The sequence below is a fragment of the Pseudomonas taiwanensis genome, assembly GCF_013393345.1.
GTDB lineage: Bacteria > Pseudomonadota > Gammaproteobacteria > Pseudomonadales > Pseudomonadaceae > Metapseudomonas > Metapseudomonas resinovorans_C.
Genome location: NZ_QJRF01000043.1, coordinates 17,105 through 39,819 on the forward strand (window position 1 = coordinate 17,105; position 22,715 = coordinate 39,819).

At 65.8% G+C, this 22,715-nt stretch carries 14 protein-coding genes; 11 read left to right on the forward strand and 3 right to left on the reverse strand.

Annotated elements, in window-relative coordinates; genetic code table 11:
• The first annotated feature begins 47 nt into the window (after window positions 1-47).
• The 4 genes from DM872_RS08200 (at window position 48) to tpx (ending at window position 7,002) form a co-directional block, all read left to right on the forward strand.
• On the forward strand, window positions 48-1,778 hold the full coding sequence (locus DM872_RS08200) for an autotransporter assembly complex protein TamA (protein ID WP_179059003.1): 1,731 nt from the start codon (window positions 48-50) through the stop codon (window positions 1,776-1,778).
• Complete coding sequence (locus tag DM872_RS08205; protein WP_179059004.1) at window positions 1,775-5,419, forward strand: translocation/assembly module TamB domain-containing protein; 3,645 nt, start codon at window positions 1,775-1,777, stop codon at window positions 5,417-5,419. The genes DM872_RS08200 and DM872_RS08205 overlap by 4 nt, the downstream gene beginning before the upstream one ends.
• A gap of 480 nt (window positions 5,420-5,899) precedes the next feature.
• Complete coding sequence (gene lspA / locus DM872_RS08210) at window positions 5,900-6,388, forward strand: signal peptidase II (protein ID WP_179059059.1); 489 nt, start codon at window positions 5,900-5,902, stop codon at window positions 6,386-6,388.
• 116 nt (window positions 6,389-6,504) lie between these two features.
• A complete protein-coding gene (tpx, locus tag DM872_RS08215; protein WP_179059005.1) occupies window positions 6,505-7,002 on the forward strand; it encodes a thiol peroxidase in 498 nt (165 codons plus the stop codon).
• Between the two features lie 193 nt (window positions 7,003-7,195).
• On the opposite strand, the gene DM872_RS08220 is transcribed toward tpx, so the two are convergent.
• Both DM872_RS08220 and DM872_RS08225 read right to left on the reverse strand, forming a co-directional pair.
• A complete protein-coding gene (locus DM872_RS08220; protein WP_179059006.1) occupies window positions 7,196-8,524 on the reverse strand; it encodes a TldD/PmbA family protein in 1,329 nt (442 codons plus the stop codon).
• The gene (locus DM872_RS08225; RefSeq protein ID WP_179059007.1) at window positions 8,524-9,957 is read right to left on the reverse strand and encodes a TldD/PmbA family protein; all 1,434 of its coding nucleotides are present in this window, start codon (window positions 9,955-9,957) and stop codon (window positions 8,524-8,526) included. The genes DM872_RS08220 and DM872_RS08225 overlap by 1 nt, the downstream gene beginning before the upstream one ends.
• Window positions 9,958-10,126: 169 nt before the next feature.
• On the opposite strand from DM872_RS08225, the gene DM872_RS08230 reads away from it, so the two are divergent.
• The 4 genes from DM872_RS08230 to DM872_RS08245 all read left to right on the forward strand — a co-directional run bounded on the left by DM872_RS08230 (window position 10,127) and on the right by DM872_RS08245 (window position 19,242).
• The gene (locus tag DM872_RS08230; protein WP_179059008.1) at window positions 10,127-11,395 is read left to right on the forward strand and encodes an MdtA/MuxA family multidrug efflux RND transporter periplasmic adaptor subunit; all 1,269 of its coding nucleotides are present in this window, start codon (window positions 10,127-10,129) and stop codon (window positions 11,393-11,395) included.
• Window positions 11,392-14,484 (forward strand): MdtB/MuxB family multidrug efflux RND transporter permease subunit, encoded by a 3,093-nt coding sequence (locus DM872_RS08235; RefSeq protein WP_179059009.1) that lies wholly within the window; start codon window positions 11,392-11,394, stop codon window positions 14,482-14,484. Before DM872_RS08230 ends, DM872_RS08235 begins: the two co-directional genes overlap by 4 nt.
• A 154-nt stretch (window positions 14,485-14,638) precedes the next feature.
• Entirely contained in the window at window positions 14,639-17,746 is a 3,108-nt protein-coding gene (locus tag DM872_RS08240; RefSeq protein WP_179059010.1) for a multidrug efflux RND transporter permease subunit, read from the forward strand.
• Complete coding sequence (locus DM872_RS08245; protein WP_373273693.1) at window positions 17,743-19,242, forward strand: efflux transporter outer membrane subunit; 1,500 nt, start codon at window positions 17,743-17,745, stop codon at window positions 19,240-19,242. Before DM872_RS08240 ends, DM872_RS08245 begins: the two co-directional genes overlap by 4 nt.
• 196 nt (window positions 19,243-19,438) lie before the next feature.
• Here the strand turns inward: DM872_RS08245 and DM872_RS08250 are convergent, their stop codons facing one another.
• Entirely contained in the window at window positions 19,439-20,281 is an 843-nt protein-coding gene (locus DM872_RS08250; RefSeq protein WP_179059011.1) for a LysR substrate-binding domain-containing protein, read from the reverse strand.
• Window positions 20,282-20,385: 104 nt separating this feature from the next.
• Here DM872_RS08250 and DM872_RS08255 point away from each other — a divergent pair, with 104 nt between their 5' ends.
• The 3 genes from DM872_RS08255 to DM872_RS08265 are packed head-to-tail and all read left to right on the forward strand — an operon-like array spanning window position 20,386 to window position 22,712.
• The gene (locus tag DM872_RS08255) at window positions 20,386-21,051 is read left to right on the forward strand and encodes an ankyrin repeat domain-containing protein (protein ID WP_179059012.1); all 666 of its coding nucleotides are present in this window, start codon (window positions 20,386-20,388) and stop codon (window positions 21,049-21,051) included.
• Window positions 21,052-21,067: 16 nt separating this feature from the next.
• Window positions 21,068-21,529 (forward strand): nucleoside deaminase, encoded by a 462-nt coding sequence (locus DM872_RS08260; protein WP_077522423.1) that lies wholly within the window; start codon window positions 21,068-21,070, stop codon window positions 21,527-21,529.
• The gene (locus tag DM872_RS08265) at window positions 21,516-22,712 is read left to right on the forward strand and encodes a CynX/NimT family MFS transporter (protein WP_179059013.1); all 1,197 of its coding nucleotides are present in this window, start codon (window positions 21,516-21,518) and stop codon (window positions 22,710-22,712) included. The genes DM872_RS08260 and DM872_RS08265 overlap by 14 nt, the downstream gene beginning before the upstream one ends.
• Window positions 22,713-22,715: the final 3 nt, after the last annotated feature.

Here is a 22,715-nt window from a genome sequence, read left to right on the forward strand (position 1 = left end):
AGCATTTCCGACAGAAAGGGCGAAAGGCCGTGGTAGGATTTCGCCCCATGAATTTCTGCCAAGGATTGCGCGGGCCGCTGCTGTTGGTCCTGCTCTGCACAAGCACTCTGGCGCTGGCCAAGGCCAGGCTGGACGTGAAAGTCGAACCTGCCAATGCGCCGTTGAAGGCCAATATCGAGGCCTACATCGGCGCCCTTGGCGACCGCAAGGAAGAAGACCTGCGACGGTTCCGGCGTTCGGCCGAGGACCAGGCGCGCCAAGCCGCCCAGGCGCTGGGTTATTACCAGGCCGAGATCGACAGCCGTGTCGAAGGTGGCAAGGACCCCGCCCTGCATCTGCTGGTGGTGCCCGGTGAGCCGGTGCGCCTGCGCAACGTCGTGGTGCGGATCGAAGGCGAGGCCAGCGCGCTGAAGGTGTTTCGCGTTCCCGAGAGCAAGGCGCTGAAGGCGGGTGCACAACTCAACCATGGCGCCTACGAGGACGCCAAGAAGCTGATCCAGAACCAGGGTTTGCGCTACGGCTTCTTCGATGGACGTTTCAAGAGCCAGCGACTGGATATCGACCCGCGCGCCGGAGTCGCCGATATCGAACTGGTCTATGACAGTGGTCCACGCTATAGCCTGGGCGCTGTCAGCTTTGACGGCGATACCCCCTTCGACGCCGACCTGCTTGCACGCCTGGTGCCATTCCGGGCCAACACACCCTACGACTCCGACCAGGTCGCCAAGCTCAGCCAGAACCTGCAGGCCAGCGGCTACTTCGACGAAGTGCGGGTGGATGCCAGCCCGGTGAAAGGCGCCGGCCAGGTGATACCGGTCAAGGTGAAACTGACAGCGGTGAAGCCGCGCACCGTTGGCCTGGGTGTCGGTTTCTCCACCGACGTGGGCCCTCGCGCCCGTGCCAACTGGACCCGCCACTGGATCAATCGGCAGGGTCATCGCCTCGGGGCAGAGACGGAAATCTCGCCGGTGCGGCAGAACGTCGGCACCTGGTACGAGATTCCCCTCGACCCGCCACTGACCGACACGCTGCGTTTCTCGACCGGCCTGCAGCGGGAGAACCTGGTGGACGTGGATAGCCGTCGCTTCACCATCGGCGGGCAATGGCAGTCCAAATTGCCCAGTGACTGGCAACGGGTAGTCTCCCTGCGTTGGGAGCAGGAAACCTTCGATTTCGGTGATGGCAGCGACGATGGGCGCAGCAGCTTCCTCATTCCCGGTATCAGCTACGGCGTGACCCGCGGTGACAACAAGCTCGACCCCAATCGTGGCTATTCGCTGCAGTTCGACGTACGCGGCGCCAAGGAGGGCATCCTCTCGGACACCGACTTCACCTACGCCAGCGCCATGGCCAAGGGACTCTACACCTTGCCCGGCGGCCATTGGGTGCTGGGCCGCGTACAGGCCGGCGGCATCGCCACCACTGATTTCGACGCCATTCCGCCGTCCCTGCGTTTCTTCGCCGGTGGCGACCAGAGCGTGCGCGGCTACGACTACCAGACCCTTTCGCCGGAAGACAGCAACGGCAACAAGGTCGGCGGCCGCTACCTGCTGGTGGGCAGTGCCGAGTACCAGTACCCGGTCGCCGAGAAGTGGCGTGTGGCGGCGTTCGTTGACCGTGGTAACGCAATGGACTCCCTGAGCGCGGCGATGAAGACCGGCGCTGGCATCGGCGTGCGCTGGGTTTCGCCGGTGGGGCCGATCCGCCTCGACCTGGCCAAGGCCCTGGATGACCCGGGCGGCTACCGTATCCACTTCTCCATGGGACCTGAATTGTGAGGCGCGGGGTGAAGTACGGTTTCGCGATTCTGGCCCTCGTCCTGGCAGCGGTGGTGGCGATCCCGGCAACACTGCTGTTCACCGAGGCCGGTGGGCGCTGGGCGCTTGGTCATGTGCCGGGACTGGAAGTGGACGACTTCAGCGGAACCCTGGGTGGGCGCTGGAGCGCCACCCGGATGTCCTGGCAGCAGGACGGCACCGCCCTGGAACTGCAAGCGCCCCTGCTGGACTGGTCTCCCGCCTGCCTGCTGCGTCGCACCCTCTGCATCAATGAACTGGCCAGCGACAGCATCCACCTCGATCTTCCGCCCTCCCAGGATGAAAGCAGCAGCGCCATCAGCCTGCCGGAGCTGCGATTACCGTTGGCGCTGGAGATCGGGCAGGTGCGCATCGGCCGCTTCCTGCTCGACGGCAATGACCAGCTTCAGCAGCTGGAGCTGGTGGCACGGTGGCAGGTGGATGGCCTGCACCTCGAACGTCTCAAGCTGCGCCGCGATGATCTGGCCCTGGAACTCCAGGGCACGCTTCACCCCGAGGGGAACTGGCCGCTGGCCCTGCAGGGCAACCTGCAATTACCCGCGCCGGGAGAGACGCCCTGGAAACTGGCGTTGAAGGCGGACGGCGATCTGCAGGGAACGCTCAAGCTCCAGGCCGACAGCAGCGGCTATCTCAACGGCCGCCTCGACGGCGAATTGCGTCCCCTGGCGGAGAACCTGCTGGCCAGCGCAACCTTGCGCGCCGACGGTTTCAAGGCCAGCGCGGACCTGCCGGACACCTTGACCCTCAACCAGGTAATCCTTAACGCCAAAGGCGACCTCAAGGCCGGCTACGCCGTGCAGGGCAAGGCCAGCCTGCCAGGTGAAGGCGGAACCGTAGCGCTGGATCTGGCTGGGCGGGTCGATGCCAAGGGCGCGGATATCCAACAGCTCCTGCTCACCGGCGATCCCCAGCAGACCCTGGCACTGCAGGGGCGTGTCGACTGGCAGCAGGAGCTGGCCGTCGACAGTCGCCTGCAATGGCGCGAGTTCCCCTGGCAGCGGCTGTTTCCCCAGGAGCAACCACCGCCCGTGGACATGCAGCAGCTCGACGCCGAGATGCGTTACGCCGCGTCGCGCTACGAAGGCAGGTTCGATGCGCGCTTAAAGGGGCCGGCGGGCGACTTCAGTCTTGGCAGTCCGGTGGCCGGTGACCTTGCCAGCGTCACCCTGTCGGACCTGCTGCTCAAGGCCGGACAGGGCAGGGCGCAAGGCCAGGTGAAAGTCGATTTCGCCAACGGCGTAGGGTGGGACAGCCAACTGAGCCTGAGCGAACTGGACCCGTCCTACTGGCTGGCGGAGCTGCCCGGCAAGCTGGCTGGCAAGTTGCAGTCCAAGGGCGCATGGCGCGATCAGCGCCTGGAGCTGAATGCCGATCTCGACGTCAGCGGTCAGCTGCGCGGCCAACCGGCTGTGCTCCAGGCCAAGGCCGAAGGTGTCGGCGAGCGCTGGCTGCTCAACGCTCTGCAGGTGCGTCTGGGCGACAACCGGATCCAAGGGCAGGGGCAGCTGGATCAGAAACTCAGCGGCCACCTCGACCTCGCCCTGAATCGCCTCGGGCAGCTCTGGCCGAAACTCTTTGGCAAGGTCCAGGGGCGGCTCGATCTCGCCGGCACGCTGCAAGCGCCGCAAGGCAAGCTTGCGCTGACCGGGGAACGGATGGGGCAGGGCGATAATCGCCTCGACCAACTCAAGCTGGATGTCCAGCTGGACGCCGCCCAGCGTGGCCGCGTGCAGTTGCAGGCGAATGGCCTCGCTTCCGGCGACAACGAGTTCGGCACCCTCACTGCCGAAGGCTCCGGCGACCGGGTACGCCAGCAACTGGAAATGAACCTCAAGGGGCCGATGCTCGATCTGCTGCTGGCCCTGAATGGCAAGCTGGATGGCGGCAACTGGCGCGGCCAACTGGCGCGCGGTGAGGTCCAGGCCGGTGGCCAGGACTGGCACCTGGAGGCGCCGGCGCTGCTGGAGCGGCTGGCCGATGGCAAGTTGAACTTCGGTGCGCATTGCTGGCGCTCGGGACCGGCGAGCCTCTGCGGCGGAGAGCAGCGCCTGATGCCGGAGCCGAAGCTGGACTACCGCTTGCGCGACTTCCCCCTGGCCAGCCTCGCACGCTGGTTGCCGGAGGACTTCTCCTGGCAGGGCCAGCTCAACGCTGACCTCAAGCTCGACTTGCCCGCCAGCGGTCCCAACGGCCAGATCACCCTGGATGCGGGCAGCGGCGTGCTGCGCCTGAAGGAAGATGATCAGTGGGTCGATTTCCCCTATCAGCGCCTGCTGCTCGATAGCACCCTGCGTCCGCAGCGCATCGACAGTCAGTTGAGCTTCCAGGGTCAGGGTCTCGGTGAACTGCAACTGGACGCACGAATCGATCCGCGCCCGGAAAACAAACCGCTGTCCGGACAATTCCGCCTGGACGGATTGGACCTTGCCGTGCTGCGTCCCTTCGTGCCCAAGGTGGAAACCCTTGAAGGGCGCCTGCAAGGCGCCGGCAGTCTGAGCGGCACCCTGCAGGCCCCGTATGTCCTGGGCAATCTGCGCCTGACTGATGGCCGGATTGGTGGCGGCGACCTGCCCATGAGCTTCGAGGCGCTGGGTCTGGACGCCCGTATCGCCGGCGAGCGCATGGAGCTGAGCGGGCAATGGCGCAGCGGCGAACAGGGACAGGGCAGCCTGTCTGGCAGCGTGGCCTGGACTCAAGGCCTGGACCTCGACCTTGCGTTGCGCGGTACCCGCCTGCCCCTGGTAGTGGAGCCCTACGCGAATCTGGAAGTGGAGCCGGACCTGAACATCGGACTGGCCGGCGATCGACTGTCCGTGGGCGGCAAGGTGCTGGTGCCGCGCGGCAAGATCAAGGTCCGCGAGCTGCCGCCGCAAGCGGTCAAGGTATCCCCGGATGCCCGCGTGGTAGGTGAGCAGGACGCTGAGCAACAGCCGTTGCAGATGGCCATGAATGTGGACGTCGAAGTCGGCCAGGACCGCCTGCAGTTCACCGGCTTCGGCCTGACTGCGGACCTCCAGGGCCATCTCAAGGTCGGCGACAACCTCACGGGCAATGGTGAGCTGGTGCTGAAGAATGGTCGTTATCGGGCTTACGGCCAGCGCCTCGATCTGCGCCGGGCGCGTCTGCTGTTCGCCGGCCCGCTGGATCAGCCCTATCTGGATGTGGAAGCCGTCCGCGTCGTGGGCGACGTCACTGCGGGTGTGCGCCTGAATGGCCGTGCCGACGAACCCGCCACCGAAGTGTTTTCCAACCCCGCCATGAGCCAGGAGCAGGCGCTGTCCTACCTGATCCTCGGCCGGCCGATGAACACCAGCGAAGGCGATGGCAATGCGGTGGGCCGCGCGGCGTTGGCCATGGGCCTTTCCGGTAGCGCGCCGCTGACCAGCGAACTGGCCCAGCGCCTTGGCCTCAAGGACCTGCAACTCGATGATGACGGCGCCGTTGGGCAGATCACCGATCGCCTGAGCGTCCGTTATGGGCTCGGTGTGGTGGACTCCACCAGCGTGGTGGCGCTGCGCTACGAACTGACCAAGCGTCTCTACCTCGAAGCCGCGAGCGGCCTGGCCAGCTCCCTGGACCTGTTCTACAAGCGGGATTTCTAAGTGCTCCTTGTGGGAGCGAATTCATTCGCGAATGCAGGACGCAGTCCTGCCGTAGGGTGGATGACGCTCTTTTCATCCACCATCGGTGCCCAATCGAACCTCCGATGGTGGACCGATGAAGCGTGGTCCACCCTACGGTCGATGCCCCCGACAGGGCTCACTCTGGGACATACGAGCGAATTCATTCGCGAACGGGCCGCGAACATTCGTGTCGGGTGCCGTGCGCCGTTCGGCAAGAAGCTTGGCGCGTTCTGTTCCGTTGTACCCAGATGGTGCTTTGGCCGAAACCTTGAACGCGGCTCAGTTGGCCGAGGCCACTGCCTCGTATCGGCAGGCACGATTGCGTCGATGAGGGTCACCTGCTGCGGGCGTGTATAGTGCCAGTCCCGCCGATCCACGCTGTTGCCGACGGGCAGGCGTATTGAAGGGATTTCTTATGGTAAAGCCCTGCTGAGTCGGGGCGAGAAGGGAGATGCGGAGTTGGATTCCAGGGTGTGGTCGAAGTCGGGTTTTCTGTTGGTTTCACTGATCGTGATCGTCGTCGATCAGCTGACGAAGTACATGGCCGATGCGTCGTTGGAGTTCGGTCGCGCGGTAGCCGTTCTTCCTTTCTTCGATCTCCAACTCTCCTACAACACAGGTGCTGCCTTTGGAATGCTGGGTGATGCGGGTGGCTGGCAGCGCATCCTGTTCGCCGCCATCGCCCTGGGCGTCATCGTGGCAATCCTGGTGTGGATCATCCGGCAGCCCAATGACCGATTTGTCCATGTGCTCGGCCTGGCCCTGGTGCTTGGCGGTGCCGCCGGCAACCTGATCGACCGAGTCGCCTTCGGGCATGTCATCGATTTCGTTCTGCTCCATTGGCAAGGGCGCGGTTTTCCCAATTTCAACATTGCCGATGTGGCGATCAACGTCGGCGCCCTGATGGTCTTGCTGGGGTCCTTGAAGAGCAAGGAATCGCCCGAATGAACTAGCATCCAGGCGGATCTTCCGACGCTGGCTGACTCGAAAGTCAGGACAATCTCCCTGGCTCGTGGTTAACTCAGCGTTTTCCTACAACACCACCTCAAACAAGGATTTTTGCAATGGCTCAAGTAACCCTGAAGGGCAACCCGATCAACGTCGATGGCCAGCTGCCGCAGAAAGGCCAGCAGGCTCCGGCATTCAGCCTGGTCGGCGGCGACCTGGCCGACGTGACCCTGGCCAGCCTGAGCGGCAAGCGCAAGGTGCTGAACATTTTCCCGAGCATCGACACCCCGACCTGCGCCACTTCCGTGCGCAAGTTCAACGTCGAGGCCAGCAAGCTGCCGAACACCGTCGTGCTGTGCATCTCCGCCGACCTGCCGTTCGCCCAGAAGCGCTTCTGCGGCGCTGAAGGCCTGGAGAACGTGGTGAACCTGTCCACCATGCGCGGAGCCAGCTTCCTCAAGGACTACGGTGTTGCCATCGCCAGCGGCCCGCTGGCCGGCATTGCCGCCCGTGCCGTGGTGGTGCTGGACGAGAATGACAACGTGCTGCACAGCGAGCTGGTTGGCGAAATCGCTGACGAGCCGAACTACGCGGCTGCCATCGCTGCCCTGTAAGGCGCACTGGAATGAAGAAGGGAGGCCAATGGCCTCCCTTTTTGTTTATGAGCCGGCGGATTTGTAGGGGGGAATTTTCGCGAGCAAGCTCGCTCCTACGATGCAGGTCACCCTGGGAGCAGTAACGGTTTCGATCGTTAGCCGGGAGCTCCGATTGATGGGTTTCGTGCCTCTACCCATCCTACGGACTGATTTACAGCGTCAGCTTCAAATTTCTGACCAACGCTCCCGGCAGCAGCGCCGACCAGGTCTGGCGCTCGCCGTAGGTGCTGCTGGACAGGCGCAACTGGCGCTCCTGGGTCAGCTCTTCCAACTGGTCGCCAAGCAGGTTGAACAGGCTGTCATCGAAACGCATGGTGTCCACCGGCGCCTGGATCTGGCCGTCTTCCACCCAGAAGGTGGCGAAGCGGGTCATGCCGGTCATGCGTGCAGCAGGCAGGTCGGACCAGTTCAGGTACCAGAGGTTGCCGATGTAGAGGCCGTTGCCGAGGCGTTCCAGCACGTTGTCCAGCGGAAGCGTGCCGGCGCCCATCACTAGCGACTGGGTCGCTTCGTTGGCATCGGCGCAGTTGGATTCCAGGCTGTACTCCCGCGCGCTACGGGGATAGACCAGTTGCCCGGTCAGCCTGCCATCGCGCACCAGGGGCACATCGCTGCGCGGGGCGCCCTCCGGGCCGAAGGCCGGGGCGAGAGCGCCGGCGACCTGTTCGTCCAGGTTGAGCAGGGGGCTCAAGTGGGCGCTGCCGTCCTGCAGGCGTTGAAGCGGGCTTTCCTTGTTGGCCAGGGCACGGGCGGAAAAACCGGTCCAGGAGAGCATGCCCAGCACTTCGTCCAGGGCTGCCGGGGCCAGGTAGGCGCGGTAGTCGCCGGGGTGCAGGTGACGCACCGGCTTGCCCAGGTACTCCAGTTGCCGGCGGGCATTGTCGAAGCGGCTGGTGAATTCACCGGCGTCCCAGCGCGCCCCGGCGTAATCGGCCTTTACCGCTTGGTGATTGGCGTGGAACAGGCTCCAGTCGAAGTTGAAACAATGCGCGGTATGCCAGCCGTAGGCCCCGAAGCTGTTGGCGAATCCCCGGTACAACGGCCCGGCGGCGTAGATGCCCACCAGATCGAGACCGTTGGCCGCTTCGTCGATCCCGGCCAGCACGCTGGCGCAGTCGGGAAGCGCTGCCTCGTCCACCGAGCGACGATGCCAGGCGGAGCGCTCCAGTTGCAGGTACGGGTCTGGCTGCAATTGGCAGATCACCAGGCGCAACTGCACGAGCCCCTCGGCCAGGTGCTGGCGGTCGCTGTCCAGGTCGCCGGAAAGGGCGATGGCGATCTCCGCGCTGCGGTCGTCACGGATCAACCGCAGGCGTCCGGTGCCCTGGGTCACATGTCCGGCCTGGCGCACCTGGGCGCGGTTGAAACGGATGAACTCGGACTCCTCGGCGCTGTACCAGAGGCTGAAATCCTCGCCGGCCTGCAGGCTGGCCTTCAGGCTTTCGGCCAGGGCGGTGAAGCGGGATTCTGCGTCGGCCATCACTGGACTCCTCCAAAGACTTCCACTTGTCTGAAGACGCATGCGGGCGAGGCGTGGCCCACGCGCACTACCTGGTTGGGCTCGCCTTTGCCGCAGTAGGGCGTGCCATGGACCTCGAAAGTACTGGCATCGCCCACCGCGGCGAGATTGCGCCAGAACTGCGCGGAAATCCCGCGGTAGTTAGGGTTCTTCACCACGCCGCGGAGTTCGCCATCCTCGATCAGCCGTCCCCATTCGCAGCCGAACTGGAACTTGTTGCGGGCGTCGTCGATGGACCAGGAGCGATTGGTGCTCATCAGCACGCCGCGCTCGATGCCGCCGATGAGCTGGGCCAGGCTCTGGTCGCCCGGCTCCAGGTTGAGATTGGCCATGCGGTCGATGGGCGCGCGATTCCAACTGCTCGCCCGACTGTTCGCCACGCCCGGCAGGCCGCTGCGTTGCTGCGACAGGGCACCGCCGAGCGGGCGCAGCAGCTTGCCATTCTTGATGAGCATTTCCTTGCGTGCCGGCTGCCCGTCGTCGTCATGGCTGTAGCTGGCCAGCTCTTCCGGGATGCCGGGATCGAAGCTGATGTTCAGCAGCGGCGACCCGTACTGATAACGGCCGAAGTCCGACAGTTCGATGAAGCTGGTGCCGGCATAGTTGCGTTCGTCACCGAGGATGCGGTCCAGCTCCAGCGGGTGGCCGATGGATTCGTGGATCTGCAGCATCATTTGGTCCGGCATCAGCAGGAGGTCGGTGATTCCGCTGGGAGTGTTGGGCGCCATCAGCAGTTGCAGGGCCTCGTCCGCCACGCGCGCAGCGGCGCCGCCGAAGCCCAGACGCTGCAGCACCTCGGTGCCACCCTGCTGGCCACTGCCGTAGCCGCCGAAGCTGCGGGTCTGGCTGTCGCTGCCGTCGAAGGCGGTGACGCTGATGCCGGGGTAGGTGAAGCGCAGGTCCTGCCATTGCTCGGCGCCGGCGCTGTTGAGGTAGAGCTGTTCGTGGCGCTGGCTGTCGAGGTAGAGGTTCCAGTTGACCAGGCGTGGGTCAGCGGGAATCCGTGCCGATTCTTCGGCCAGCAGTTCCAGGCGCTCGGCGAGGCTGGGGAAGGGCTGTTCCAGTCCCGGGGACCGATAGTCCGCGCCGCTTGGCGGCGCCGCGAGCCGGCTCTGGTCCACCAGGGCGTAGCGGGCGATCTGCCGGGCCAGCTCCTCGGCCTTGTCCAGGGCCCGTTGCAGCCCGGCGGGGCTGAGGTCGGCGGTGGCCGCATAGGCCTCCACGCCGGCGACGCGCACGCTGAGCATCGCCCCCATGTCCAGCCCGAGGGACGGGGGTTCGGCGACGCCACGACGCACCATCGCCTGTTCGGAGCGCTGGCGGACGATGCGCAAGGAATGAACGTCGGCGCGGGTCTTGAGGGCAGCAAAACGCTGCCTGAAACATTCGAACACGGAACTCTCCCTGGCCCGGTGATATCAGTTGTGACCGCAAAAGCAGGGCAATTGCAGGTCAATAAGGATAGTTCGCTGCGTCAGGCCTAGGTAAATAGCCGGTAAATCCACTTTGCCTTCTGCTTTCAACTGCTTATCGTTCACGCTCTCGCATACCTCGACTCGAATCATGTCCCCGATCACTGAGAAATCCCCGAATTCCCGTTCCCTCCGTAACTGGCTCGTCATCGCCGTCGCGCTGTTGGCGCTGCTGGTCCTGATCTGGTGGCTCTGGCCAGAAGCCGCCTCCAAGCCCGGCCACCAGAACGGCCGAGGGGGAGCAGGGCGCCCCGGTTTCGGTGCTTTCTCGGGACCGGTGCCGGTACGCGTCGCCACCATCACCCAGGGCGACTTCCCGGTGTACCTCAAGGCCCTTGGCACCGTTACGGCGTTGAACACGGTGAACGTGCGCGGTCGCGTCGATGGTGAGCTGGTCAAGCTGCAGTTCGAGGAAGGCCAGCAGGTCAAGGCCGGCGACCTGCTCGCGGTGATCGACCCGCGTCCCTACCAGGTCGCCCTGCAACAGGCTGAAGGGACCCTGGCGCAGAATCGTGCGCAACTGAAGAACGCCGAGATCGACCTGGCCCGCTACAAGGGCCTGTATGCCGAGGACAGCATCGCCAAGCAGACCCTGGACACCCAGGAAGCGCTGGTGGCGCAGTACCGCGGGACCATCAAGACCGACGAGGCCGCTGTCGCCTCGGCGAGGCTGAACCTCGGTTTCACCCAGGTGCGCGCGCCCATTTCCGGTCGCCTCGGCCTGCGCCAGGTAGACCTCGGCAACCTGGTCAGCAGCGGTGACACCACGCCGCTGGTGGTCATTACCCAGACCAAGCCCATCAGCGTCGCCTTCACCCTGCCCGAAGGTCAGTTGCCGGAAGTGGTCAGTCGTTTCCGCGCGGGCCAGCCCCTGGTGGTCGAGGCCTGGGACCGTGGCGACAAGGTCAAGCAGGCGGAAGGCGTGCTGCAGAGCCTGGACAACCAGATCGATACCACCACCGGCACCCTGAAGCTCAAGGCACGTTTTGCCAACGACGACGAGACCCTCTTCCCCAACCAGTTCGTCAATGTCCGCCTGCGCGCCGAGCTGCTGCCGCAAGCAGTGCTGATCCCCACGGCCGCCGTGCAGTTCGGCAGCCAGGGCACCTTCGCCTACGTGATGGACGGTGAGAAGAAGGTCAAGGTCCGCAAGCTGGAGACCGGTCCGGACGATGGCGTGCGCACCGTGGTCAAGAGCGGCCTGAAACCGGGTGAGCGCGTGGTGCTGGAAGGCACCGACCGCCTGCGCGACGGCAGCGATGTGGAAGTGGTGCACGACGCCGACGAGGTTCCGGCGCAACCCACCGAACAGCTGCAAGGGGCCAAGCCTCAAGGCCAGGACGCGAAAGGCGGCGTATGAACCTCTCTCGCCTGTTCATCCTGCGGCCGGTCGCCACCACCCTGAGCATGCTGGCGATTCTCCTCGCCGGCCTGATCGCGTACCGCCTGCTGCCGGTTTCCGCGCTGCCCGAGGTGGATTACCCGACCATCCGCGTCCTGGCCCTCTATCCGGGCGCCAGCCCGGATGTGATGACCAGCGCCGTCACTGCGCCATTGGAGCGCCAGTTCGGGCAAATGCCGGGGCTGACCCAGATGTCGTCCACCAGCTCTGGCGGGGCTTCGGTCATCACCCTGCGCTTCAGCCTGGAAATCAACCTGGACGTAGCCGAGCAGGAGGTGCAGGCGGCCATCAACGCGGCCACCAACCTGCTGCCCAACGACCTGCCGGCGCCGCCGGTCTACAACAAGGTCAACCCGGCTGATACCCCGGTCCTGACCCTGGCCATCAGCTCCAAGACCATGCCGCTGCCCAGGCTGCATACCCTGGTGGACACCCGCATGGCGCAGAAACTGGCGCAGATCAGCGGCGTGGGCATGGTCAGCATCGCCGGTGGCCAGCGCCAGGCGGTGCGTATTCGCGTCAATCCCGAGGCCCTGGCGGCCAACGGCCTGAACCTGTCGGACGTGCGCAGCCTGGTGAGCGCCTCCAACGTCAACCAGCCCAAGGGCAACTTCGACGGTCCGACCCGCGTTTCCATGCTGGATGCCAACGACCAGCTGAAGTCCGCCGACGAATACGCCAACCTCATCCTCGCCTACAACAACGGCGCCGCCCTGCGCCTGAAGGATGTCGCCAGCATCGTCGACGGCGCCGAGAACGAGCGCCTCGCAGCCTGGGCCAACCAGAACGAGGCGGTACTGCTGAATATCCAGCGCCAGCCGGGCGCCAACGTGATCGAAGTGGTGGATCGCATCCAGGCGCTGCTGCCGTCGATCACCGCCAACCTGCCGGCAGGCATCGATGTGGTCGTCCTCACCGACCGCACCCAGACCATCCGCGCGGCCATCACCGACGTGCGGCATGAACTGTTCCTCGCCATCGCCCTGGTGGTGATGGTGACCTTCCTGTTCCTGCGCCGGATGAGTGCCACCATCATCCCGTCCATCGCGGTGCCGCTGTCCCTGGTGGGCACCTTCGCGGTGATGTACCTGGCCGGTTTCTCCATCAACAACCTGACGCTGATGGCGCTGACCATCGCCACCGGCTTCGTGGTGGACGACGCCATCGTCATGCTGGAGAACATCGCCCGGCACCTGGAAGAGGGCGAAACGCCGCTCAACGCCGCGCTCAAGGGCGCGAAGCAGATCGGCTTCACCCTGATCTCCCTGACCTTCTCGCTGATCGCGGTACTCATCCCGCTGCTGTTCATGGCGGACGTGGTGGGCCGGCTGTTCCGCGAGTTCGCCATCACCCTGGCGGTGGCGATCCTGATCTCGCTGGTGGTCTCCCTGACGCTCACGCCGATGATGTGCGCGCGCCTGCTCAAGCGGGAAAAGAAAGAGGAGGAGGGCGGCTTCTACAAGGCCAGCGGCGACTTCATCGACGGCATGATCGAGCGCTATGGCCGTGGTCTGACCTGGGTGCTCCGGCACCAGGGCCTGACCCTGCTGGTGGCCGTCGGCACGCTGGTGCTGACCGTGGTGCTCTACCTCGCCGTGCCCAAGGGCTTCTTCCCGGTGCAGGACACCGGCGTCATCCAGGGCATCACCGAGGCACCGCAGTCGGTGTCGTTCCGCTCCATGAGCGAACGCCAGCAGACACTCGCCGCGCTGATCCTCAAGGACCCGGCGGTGGCCAGCCTGACCTCCTATATCGGCGTCGACGGCGACAACGTCACCCTCAACAGCGGCCGCATGCTGATCAACCTCAAGCCCCACGGCGATCGCGACGTGACCGCCAGCGAGGTGATCCAGCGCCTGCAGCCCGAACTGGACAAGCAGAGCGACATCCGCCTTTACCTGCAGCCGGTGCAGGACCTGACCATTGAAGACCGGGTCAGCCGCACCCAGTTCCAGTTCAGCATGGAATCCCCGGACGCCGACCTGCTAAACGAGTGGACCGACAAGCTGGTGGACGCCCTGCGCCAGCAGCCTGAACTGTCAGACGTGGCCAGCGACCTCCAGGACAAGGGCCTGCAGGTGTACGTGAACATCGACCGCGACATGGCCGGGCGCCTGGGCGTGGAAATCTCCGCCATCACCGACGCGCTCTATGACGCCTTCGGCCAGCGGCAGATTTCCACCATCTTCACCCAGTCCAGCCAGTACCGCGTGGTGCTGGAGTCCGCCGCCGGCGAAATGATCGGCCCGCAGGCGCTGCAGCAGATACATGTGGTCACCAGCGGCGGCACCCAGGTCCCGCTCTCCGCCCTGGCCAAGGTGGAAGAGCGCCAGACGCAACTGGCGGTCAACCATATCGGCCAGTTCCCGGCCGTGACCCTGTCCTTCAACCTGACGCCGGGGGTCGCCCTGGGCGAGGCGGTGGCGGTGATCGAACGGGTGCAGCAGGACATCGGCATGCCCGAAGGCATCCAGACCCGCTTCCAGGGCGCAGCGGCGGCGTTCCAGGCCTCGCTGTCGAGCACGCTACTGCTGATCCTGGCGGCGGTGGTGACCATGTACATCGTGCTGGGCGTGCTCTACGAGAGCTACATCCACCCGGTGACCATCCTCTCCACGCTGCCCTCGGCGGGCGTCGGTGCCTTGTTGGCGTTGCTGCTGACGGGCAACGACCTGGGGCTGATCGCCATCATCGGCATCATCCTGCTGATCGGCATCGTGAAGAAGAACGCCATCATGATGATCGACTTCGCCCTGGACGCGGAGCGGCATCAGGGCATGACGCCCGAGGATGCGATCTACCAGGCGGCGCTGCTGCGCTTCCGGCCGATCCTGATGACGACGCTGGCGGCCCTGTTCGGCGCCATCCCGCTGATGCTCGCCACCGGCTCCGGCGCCGAATTGCGCCAGCCCCTGGGCCTGGTGATGGTCGGCGGCCTGCTGCTGTCCCAGGTGCTGACCCTGTTCACCACCCCGGTGATCTACCTGGCCTTTGATCGCCTGGCCCGCCGCTTCACCGGCCGCAGCGCGGCAGGGGTGGCGGTATGAGCGGCCTTTACTCCCTCTCCCTCTGGGGCGAATCAGGCACGCTTTTGGAAGCACCGCTTCCTGTGCCTGTGAGCGCCAGGACGCGCAGCGTTCTGGCCGGGGCGCAGGGCGGGGCCGGGGTGAGGGTAGTCATGTCCTGCGCGGAGTTTGGTCGATGAACCTCTCCGCCCCCTTCATCCATCGCCCGGTCGCCACCATGCTGCTGAGCCTGGCGATCCTGCTGCTGGGCAGCGTCAGTTTCGGCCTGCTGCCGGTCTCGCCGCTGCCGCAGATGGACTTCCCGGTGATCACCGTGCAGGCCAGCCTGCCCGGCGCCAGTCCGGAGATCATGGCGTCCAGCGTCACCACGCCGCTGGAGCGTTCTCTGGGTACCATCGCCGGCATCAACCAGATGACCAGCCGCACCAGCCAGGGCTCGACGCGGATCATCGTGCAGTTCGACCTGGACCGAGACATCAATGGTGCTGCCCGCGACGTGCAGGCGGCCATCAATGCCTCGCGCAACCTGCTGCCCAGTGGCATGCGCAGCATGCCCACCTACAAGAAGGTCAACCCGTCCCAGGCGCCGATCATGGTGCTGTCGCTGACCTCCGACGTGAAGGAGAAGGGTGAGCTCTACGACATGGCCTCCACCATCCTGGCCCAGAGCCTGTCCCAGGTTAAGGGCGTGGGCGAGGTGCAGATCGGCGGCAGCTCGCTGCCGGCTGTGAGGGTGGAACTGGAGCCGCAACTGCTGACTCAGTACGGCATCGCCCTGGACGATGTACGCAGCACCATTGCTGCCGCCAACCAGCGCAGGCCCAAGGGCTCCGTGGAAGACGCCGGCCGCCACTGGCAGGTGGGCGCCAACGACCAGTTGGAGAAGGCCGCTGACTACGCGCCGCTGATTCTCCGCTACCAGGACGGCGCCGCGCTGCGCCTGGGGGATGTGGCCAAGGTCCGCGACGCGGTGGAAGATCGTTACAACAGCGGCTTCTTCAACGACGACTCGGCGGTGCTGCTGGTGATCAACCGCCAGGCCGGTGCCAACATCATCGAGACCATCGAAAGCATCAAGCAGCAACTGCCCGCGTTGCAGGCGGTGCTGCCGGCCAGCGTCAAGCTGGACCTGGCCATGGACCGCTCGCCGGTGATCCGCGCCACCCTGCACGAAGCCGAACGCACCCTGCTGATCGCCGTGGCCCTGGTGATACTGGTGGTCTACCTGTTCCTCGGTAACCTGCGCGCCTCGCTGATCCCGGCGCTGGCAGTACCGGTGTCGCTGGTGGGCACCTTCGCCGTGATGTACCTGATGGGCTTCTCGCTCAACGTGCTGTCGCTGATGGCGCTGATCCTCGCCGCCGGCCTGGTGGTGGACGATGCCATCGTGGTGCTGGAGAACATCTCACGGCACATCAACGACGGCATGGCGCCGTTCAAGGCAGCGTTGCAGGGCACCCGCGAAGTCGGCTTCACCCTGCTGTCGATGAACCTCTCGCTGGTGGCGGTGTTCGTTTCCATCCTGTTCATGGGCGGCATCATCGACCGCTTGTTCCGCGAGTTCTCCCTGACGCTGGCGGTGGCCATCCTCGTGTCATTGCTGGTGTCCCTGACCCTGACGCCGATGCTCTGTGCGCGCTGGCTGAAACCCCACGTGCCGGACAAGGACAGCCGCCTGCAACGCTGGAGCGAATCGCTGCATACGCGCATGGTCGGTGTCTATGACCGGACCTTGGGCGTAGCCCTGCGCCATCCGCGCCTGACCCTGGTCAGTCTGCTGCTGACCATCGGCTGCAACATTGCCCTCTACGTGCTGGTGCCCAAGACCTTCCTGCCGCAGCAGGACACAGGCCAGTTGATCGGCTTCATCCGTGGCGACGATGGCCTGTCCTTCACCGTGATGCAGCCGAAGATGGAAATCTTCCGCCGTGCCGTCCTCAAGGACCCGGCCGTGGAAAGTGTGGCCGGCTTCATCGGCGGCAGTGGCGGCATCAACAACGCCTTCATGATCGTCCGCCTGAAGCCCATTGCCGAGCGCAAGGTGTCGGCGCAGAAGGTCATCGAACGCCTGCGCGCCGCCCTGCCCAAGGTGCCCGGCGGCCGGCTGATGCTGATGGCCGACCAGGACCTGCAGTTCGGCGGCGGTCGCGAGCAGCGCAGTTCGCAGTACGAGTACGTGCTGCAGACCGGCGAGCTGTCCGAGCTGCGCACCTGGCTGCCGAAGGTCACCGCGGCCCTCAAGGGGTTGCCGGAACTCACCGCCATCGATGCCAACGAAGGGGAGGGTGCCCAGCAGGTCACTCTGCAAGTGGACCGCGACACCGCCAAACGCCTGGGCATCGACATGTCCATGGTCACCACTGCGCTGAACAACGCCTACAGCCAGCGGCAGATCTCCACCATCTACGACACCCTGAACCAGTACCAGGTGGTGATGGAGGTCAACCCGAAGTACGCCCAGGACCCGGAAACCCTCAAGCAGGTTCAACTGGTCACCGCTGATGGCCAACGTGTGCCGCTGTCCAGCTTCGCCCGCTACGAGCGCAGCCTGGAAGAGGACCGCGTCAACCACGAGGGCCAGTTCGCCTCGGAGAGTATTGCCTTCGACCTGGCGCCCGGCGTCAGCCTAGACAAGGCCACCGTGGCCATCGAGAAGGCGGTGGCCGCCATCGGCCTGCCCAGCTCGGTGATCGCGCGCATGGGCGGCAGCGCCGATGCCTTCCAGAGCACGCAGCAGAACCAGCCGTGGATGATCCTCGCCGCCCTGGTGCTGGTGTACCTGGTGCTCGGCATCCTCTACGAGAGCTATGTCCACCCGCTGACCATCCTCTCGACGCTGCCGTCGGCGGGTGTCGGTGCGCTGCTGGCGATCCTGCTCACCGGCGGGGAATTCAGCCTGATCTCGCTGTTGGGGCTGTTCCTGCTGATCGGCGTGGTGAAGAAGAACGCCATCATGATGATCGACCTCGCCCTGCAGCTCGAACGCCAGGAAGGCATGGGCCCGGAAGATTCCATCCGCCAGGCCTGCCTGCTGCGCCTGCGGCCGATCCTGATGACCACCATTGCCGCGATCCTCGGCGCCGTGCCGCTGCTCATCGGCGGCACGGAAGGCGCGGAAATGCGCCAGCCGCTGGGTGTGGCCATCATTGGCGGCCTGGTGCTGAGCCAGTTGCTGACCCTCTACACGACCCCCGTGGTCTACCTCTACCTCGACCGTCTGCGCCATCGCTTCAATCGCTGGCGTGGCGTGCGCACTGACGCCGCTCTGGAAACACCGCTATGAACACCGCCGCTCATTCCCTGAAACCCCTGCGCCGCGCGATGGTCCTGGCGCTTGCCGGCCTGTTGCTCGGTGGCTGCGCCATTGGCCCGGACTACAAGCGTCCGGAACAGAGCGTGCCCGTGCAGTTCAAGCATGCCGAAGGCTGGTCCCTGGCCAGCCCGGCTGACCTGGAACACCGTGGTCGCTGGTGGGAGCTTTACGACGACGCCACCCTCAATGACCTGCAGCAGCGCCTGGAAACCTCCAACCAGACCCTGGCCCAATCCATCGCCCAATACCGCCAGGCGCAGGCGCTGGCCCGTGGCGCCCGCGCGTCGTTCTTCCCCTCGGTGACGGCCAACGCCGGCAAGACCCGTTCGGGGCAGGGCGGTGGTGACAGCACCGTGCGTCTGGCCGACGGCTCCACCGTGACCAGCTCTGGCGGCGGCGGCGTGTCCAAGAGCTACGACGCGAGCCTGGGGGTGAATTGGGAGATCGACCTCTGGGGCAAGCTGCGCCGCCAGCTGGAGTCCGACACCGCCAGCATGCAGGCCAGCGCCGCCGACCTCGCCGCCGCGCGCCTCAGCCTGCAATCGGAGCTGGCGCAGAACTACCTGCAACTGCGCGTGCTGGATGCGCAGAAGCGCCTGCTGGAAGCCACCATCGCCGGCTACCAGCGCGCCCTGACGCTGACCCAGAACCAGTACAGGGCCGGCATCGTCACCCGTGCCGACGTGGCCCAGGCCACTACCCAGCTGAAGAGCACCGAGGCCCAGGCCATCGACCTCAAGTACCAGCGCGCGCAACTGGAAAACGCCATCGCCGTGCTGATCGGCGTGCCGCCGGCGGAATTCAGCCTGGCCGAGGTGGACAGCGTGCCGGCCCTGCCGAACGTACCCACGCTGCTGCCGTCGCAATTACTGGAGCGTCGCCCTGACGTCGCCTCCGCCGAGCGCAACATGATGGCCGCCAACGCCCAGATCGGCGTCGCCAAGTCAGCCTACTTCCCCAGTCTCAGCCTGACCGCCGCGGGTGGTTATCGCAGCGGCAGCCTGCACGACTGGATCACCACGCCGAACCGCTTCTGGTCCATTGGCCCGGAATTCGCCATGACCCTGTTCGACGGCGGGCTGATCCGCTCCCAGGTGGCCCAGGCCGAAGCCAGCTACGACCAGACCGTCGCGACCTACCGCCAGACCGTGCTGGACAGCTTCCGCGAAGCCGAGGACTACATGGTCCAGCTCGACGTCCTGGAAGAGGAGAGCGGCGTGCAACAGGAAGCCCTCGACGCCGCCCGCGACGCGTTGCGCCTGATCACCAACCAGTACCGGGCCGGCACCGTGGACTACAACAGCGTGGTCACCAACCAGGCCACTGCGCTGAGCAACGAACGCACCGTCCTGACCCTGATGGGCACCCGCCTGACCACCAGCGTCCAGCTTATCGCCGCGCTGGGTGGTGGGTGGGACCAGGGGCAGCTGGAGCAGGTGGATTCGGACTCAGAAGAGACTCCGTAATCGCTTTTCTGTGGGGGCGAATTCATTCGCGAAGGGCAGCGCAGCTGACCCAATGGCACTTTCAAGGCGAGCCTGCGGCCCGCTTAGCGAATGAATTCGCCCCCACAAGAACCATCGCCTCTGCCAAACCCGGTACGTATTCGTAGGATGGCGTAGAGCGAAGCGAAACCCATCGATAGCCGGCCAGCTGCCGTATTCAACCACCACACAACGCCTTCAACCTCCCCACCAACTCATCCCCCGCACGCCCCAACCCCGTCCGTCCATAGAGCGCTAGCCGCAGTCCCTGAATCTCTGGCAGATCCTCCGCCTTGCCGAGCAGCCGATGCTCCAGCCCCAGCACACGCAATGGCAGCAGGCTCACCCCCAGGCCGGCGGCGACAGCTGCGCGCACGCTGGCCAGGCTGGCGCTGGAGTAAGCGATGCGCCAGCGCCGGCCCTGTACGTCCAGGCCGTGGAGCATCTCATTGCGGTAGAGCCCGCCAGGCGGAAACACCACCAGTGGCAGCGGCTCGCGGCCGAATACCGGCTGGCTGGCACTGTCCACCCAGCCCAGTGGCTCCGGCCACGAGGCCAGGCTGTCGCCGCCGTCCCCCATGCGCTTGACCAGAAGCAAGTCGAACTCGCCGCCCTGGTACAGACGCAGCAGTTCCGGGCTGAGGCCGCTGGTCACCTCGAGGCGCACACCGGGCCAGGCGGCGGAGAATTCTGCGAGCAGCGGCATCAGGCGTTCGGCGGCGAAGTCCTCGGGCACGCCCAGGCGTAGTACGCCGCTGCCCGGTTGGTGGCGTAGCACTTCCGCGGCTTCGTCCTGCAAAGCGAGGATGCGCCGGGCGTAGCCGAGCAGTTGTTCCCCCTCGGCGGTCGCCACCACCTGACGCTGGCTGCGGTCGAGCAGACGGCAGCCAAGGCTTTCCTCCAGCCGGCGCAACTGCTGGCTGACGGTGGACTGGGTGAGGTGCAGGCGCTCGGCGGCGCGGGTGAAGTTGCCGCAGTCGGCGACGGCCACGAAGCTGCGCAGGAGGAGGGGATCGAACATTCAGGTATTCCTACTGACACTGATAGGCATGGTTATATTTAATTTCAGAATACCTGACCAGATGGACATAATTTCGCCCATTCGACGAAGCGCGGAGGCGAACCATGAAAGCCCGATTCACCCACTGCCTGCTCCTTGCCACCGGCTTGCTGCTGGCGGGCCAGGCGAACGCCGATGACGCCGCACGGAGCCTGCTGCAGGCAGCCGGGACGGGCGACCTCGCCAACGTCGACAAGCTGCTGGAACAAGGCGTCTCGGTGGATGTGCGTGACGCCGAGGGCAACACGCCCTTGCTGCTCGCCACGGCCGGAAACCAGGTCGAAGTGGCGCGCCGGCTGATCGACGCTGGTGCTGACGTCAATCTGCAAAACCGCATGCAGGACAGCGCCTACCTGCTGGCTGGTGCCAGCGGCCACCAGCAGATCCTCGAGCTGACCCTCGCCCATGGCGCCGACCTGCGCAGCACCAATCGCTTCGGCGGCACCGCGCTGATTCCCGCCTGCGAACGCGGTCATGTGGACACCGTGCGCACCCTGATCGCCGCTGGCGTCGACCTCGACCACGTCAACAAGCTGGGCTGGACCTGCCTGCTGGAAGCCGTGCTGCTAGGCGACGGCGGCCTGGCTCACCAGCGCATCGTCGACCTGCTGATCGCCGCCGATGCCGACCTCGATCTGCCCGACAAGGACGGCGTCACCCCCTTGCAACATGCCGAGCAGCGCGGCCAGTCGGCCATCGCCGCCAGGTTGCGCGCCGCCGGCGCCCGCTGATTGATGGAGTTCTCCCATGTCTGATGATCACAACTACCTGGAACAGGCCGTGGAACTGGCACGGCAGAACGTGGAGCAGGGCGGCCGTCCGTTCGGCGCGCTGCTGGTGCGCGACGGTGAGGTGCTGGCTCGCGCGGTCAACGAAATCCACCTGACCCAGGACCCGACCTGCCATGCGGAGCTTCAGGCCATCCGTGCCGCCAGCCAGCGTCTAGGGCCGCGCCTGGACGGTTGCGTGATCTACGCCAGCGGCCAGCCGTGCCCGATGTGCCTGGCAGCCATGCACATGTGCGGCGTGAGTCGCGTGGTGTTCGCTGCGGCCAATGCCGTGGGCGAGCCCTTCGGCCTGTCTACTGCGGCCGTCTACCAACAGATGGCCCTGCCGCTGGAGGCCCAGAAGCTGGATATCCAGCACCTGCCGCAAGCGGCCATGCGCGAAATCTACGCCCGCTGGCAGGCCCTGCATGCGGCGCGCTGATCGACTTGAAAGCCTCGCCGGCTGGGCACTGCTCATCGTCCTTGGGCTGAACCTGCGGCCCATCCTCGCCTCGGTCAGTCCGCTGCTGGCGGATATCCGCAGCGCCACCGGCATGGGTTTCCAGACCGCCGCGCTACTGACCACGTTGCCGGTCGTTTGCATGGGCCTGGTGGCATTACTGAGCAACCGGCTGGGTGGGCTGGGCGAGCGGCGTGGCATTGGCCTGGGGCTGGCATTGATCGCCGGTGCCTGCCTCGCGCGGCTGCTCCTCGGTCAGGCCGGGCCGCTGCTGGCAACCGCCTTGCTCGGCGGTGCCGGGGTGGCGCTGATCCAGGCCTTGCTGCCTGCGGTGATCAAGCGTCGCTTCGAAGGGCGGGTGGCGCTGGCCATGGGCGTCTATTCGGCATCGCTGATGGCCGGCGGCGGTCTGGCGGCGCTATTCAGCCCGCTGCTCGCCCACCACTTCGAGCACTGGCAAGCGGGCCTTGGCCTCTGGCTGGTACCGGCGCTGCTCGCCCTGGTGCTATGGCTGGCGCGTCCAATGCCGGGTTCCGCTCCAGCCGCCGCCGGTCGGGCCGCACGCTTTACGGGTAATCGCCGGGCCTGGCTGCTGGCGCTGTACTTTGGCCTGGTCAACTGCGGCTACATGAGCATGGTGGCCTGGCTGCCGGCCTACTATCAGCAGCTTGGCTGGAGCCCGACCCGCAGCGGTTCGCTGCTCGCCTTCATGACCATCTTCCAGGTGATCGCGGCGCTGGGCATGCCCGCCCTTGCACAACGCGGCACGGACCGCCGGCCGCTGCTCTCGGTGAGCCTGATCGCCCAGGCCGTGGGCTTCGCCGGGCTGATCTGGGCGCCGCTGGAACTGTTCGCCCTATGGATCGCCCTGATCGGCTTCGGCCTGGGTGCCTGCTTCGCCCTCAGCCTGATCCTTACCCTCGACCACCGCCGCGATCCTCGCGAGGCCGGTCAGCTGGCGGCCTTCGTGCAGGGCGTGGGCTTCCTGATCAACGCCGTGTCGCCCTGGCTCAGCGGCTTTCTGCGGGAACTCACCGGCAGCTTCGCCGCCGCCTGGCTGGTGCTGGTGGTCGGCGCAGTGCTGATGCTCGGGCTGACCCGGTTGTTCAGTCCGGCGAGCTATCGGCCCGTGGCGACCACAGCGCCGGTACCCGGCACTTTGTAGGAG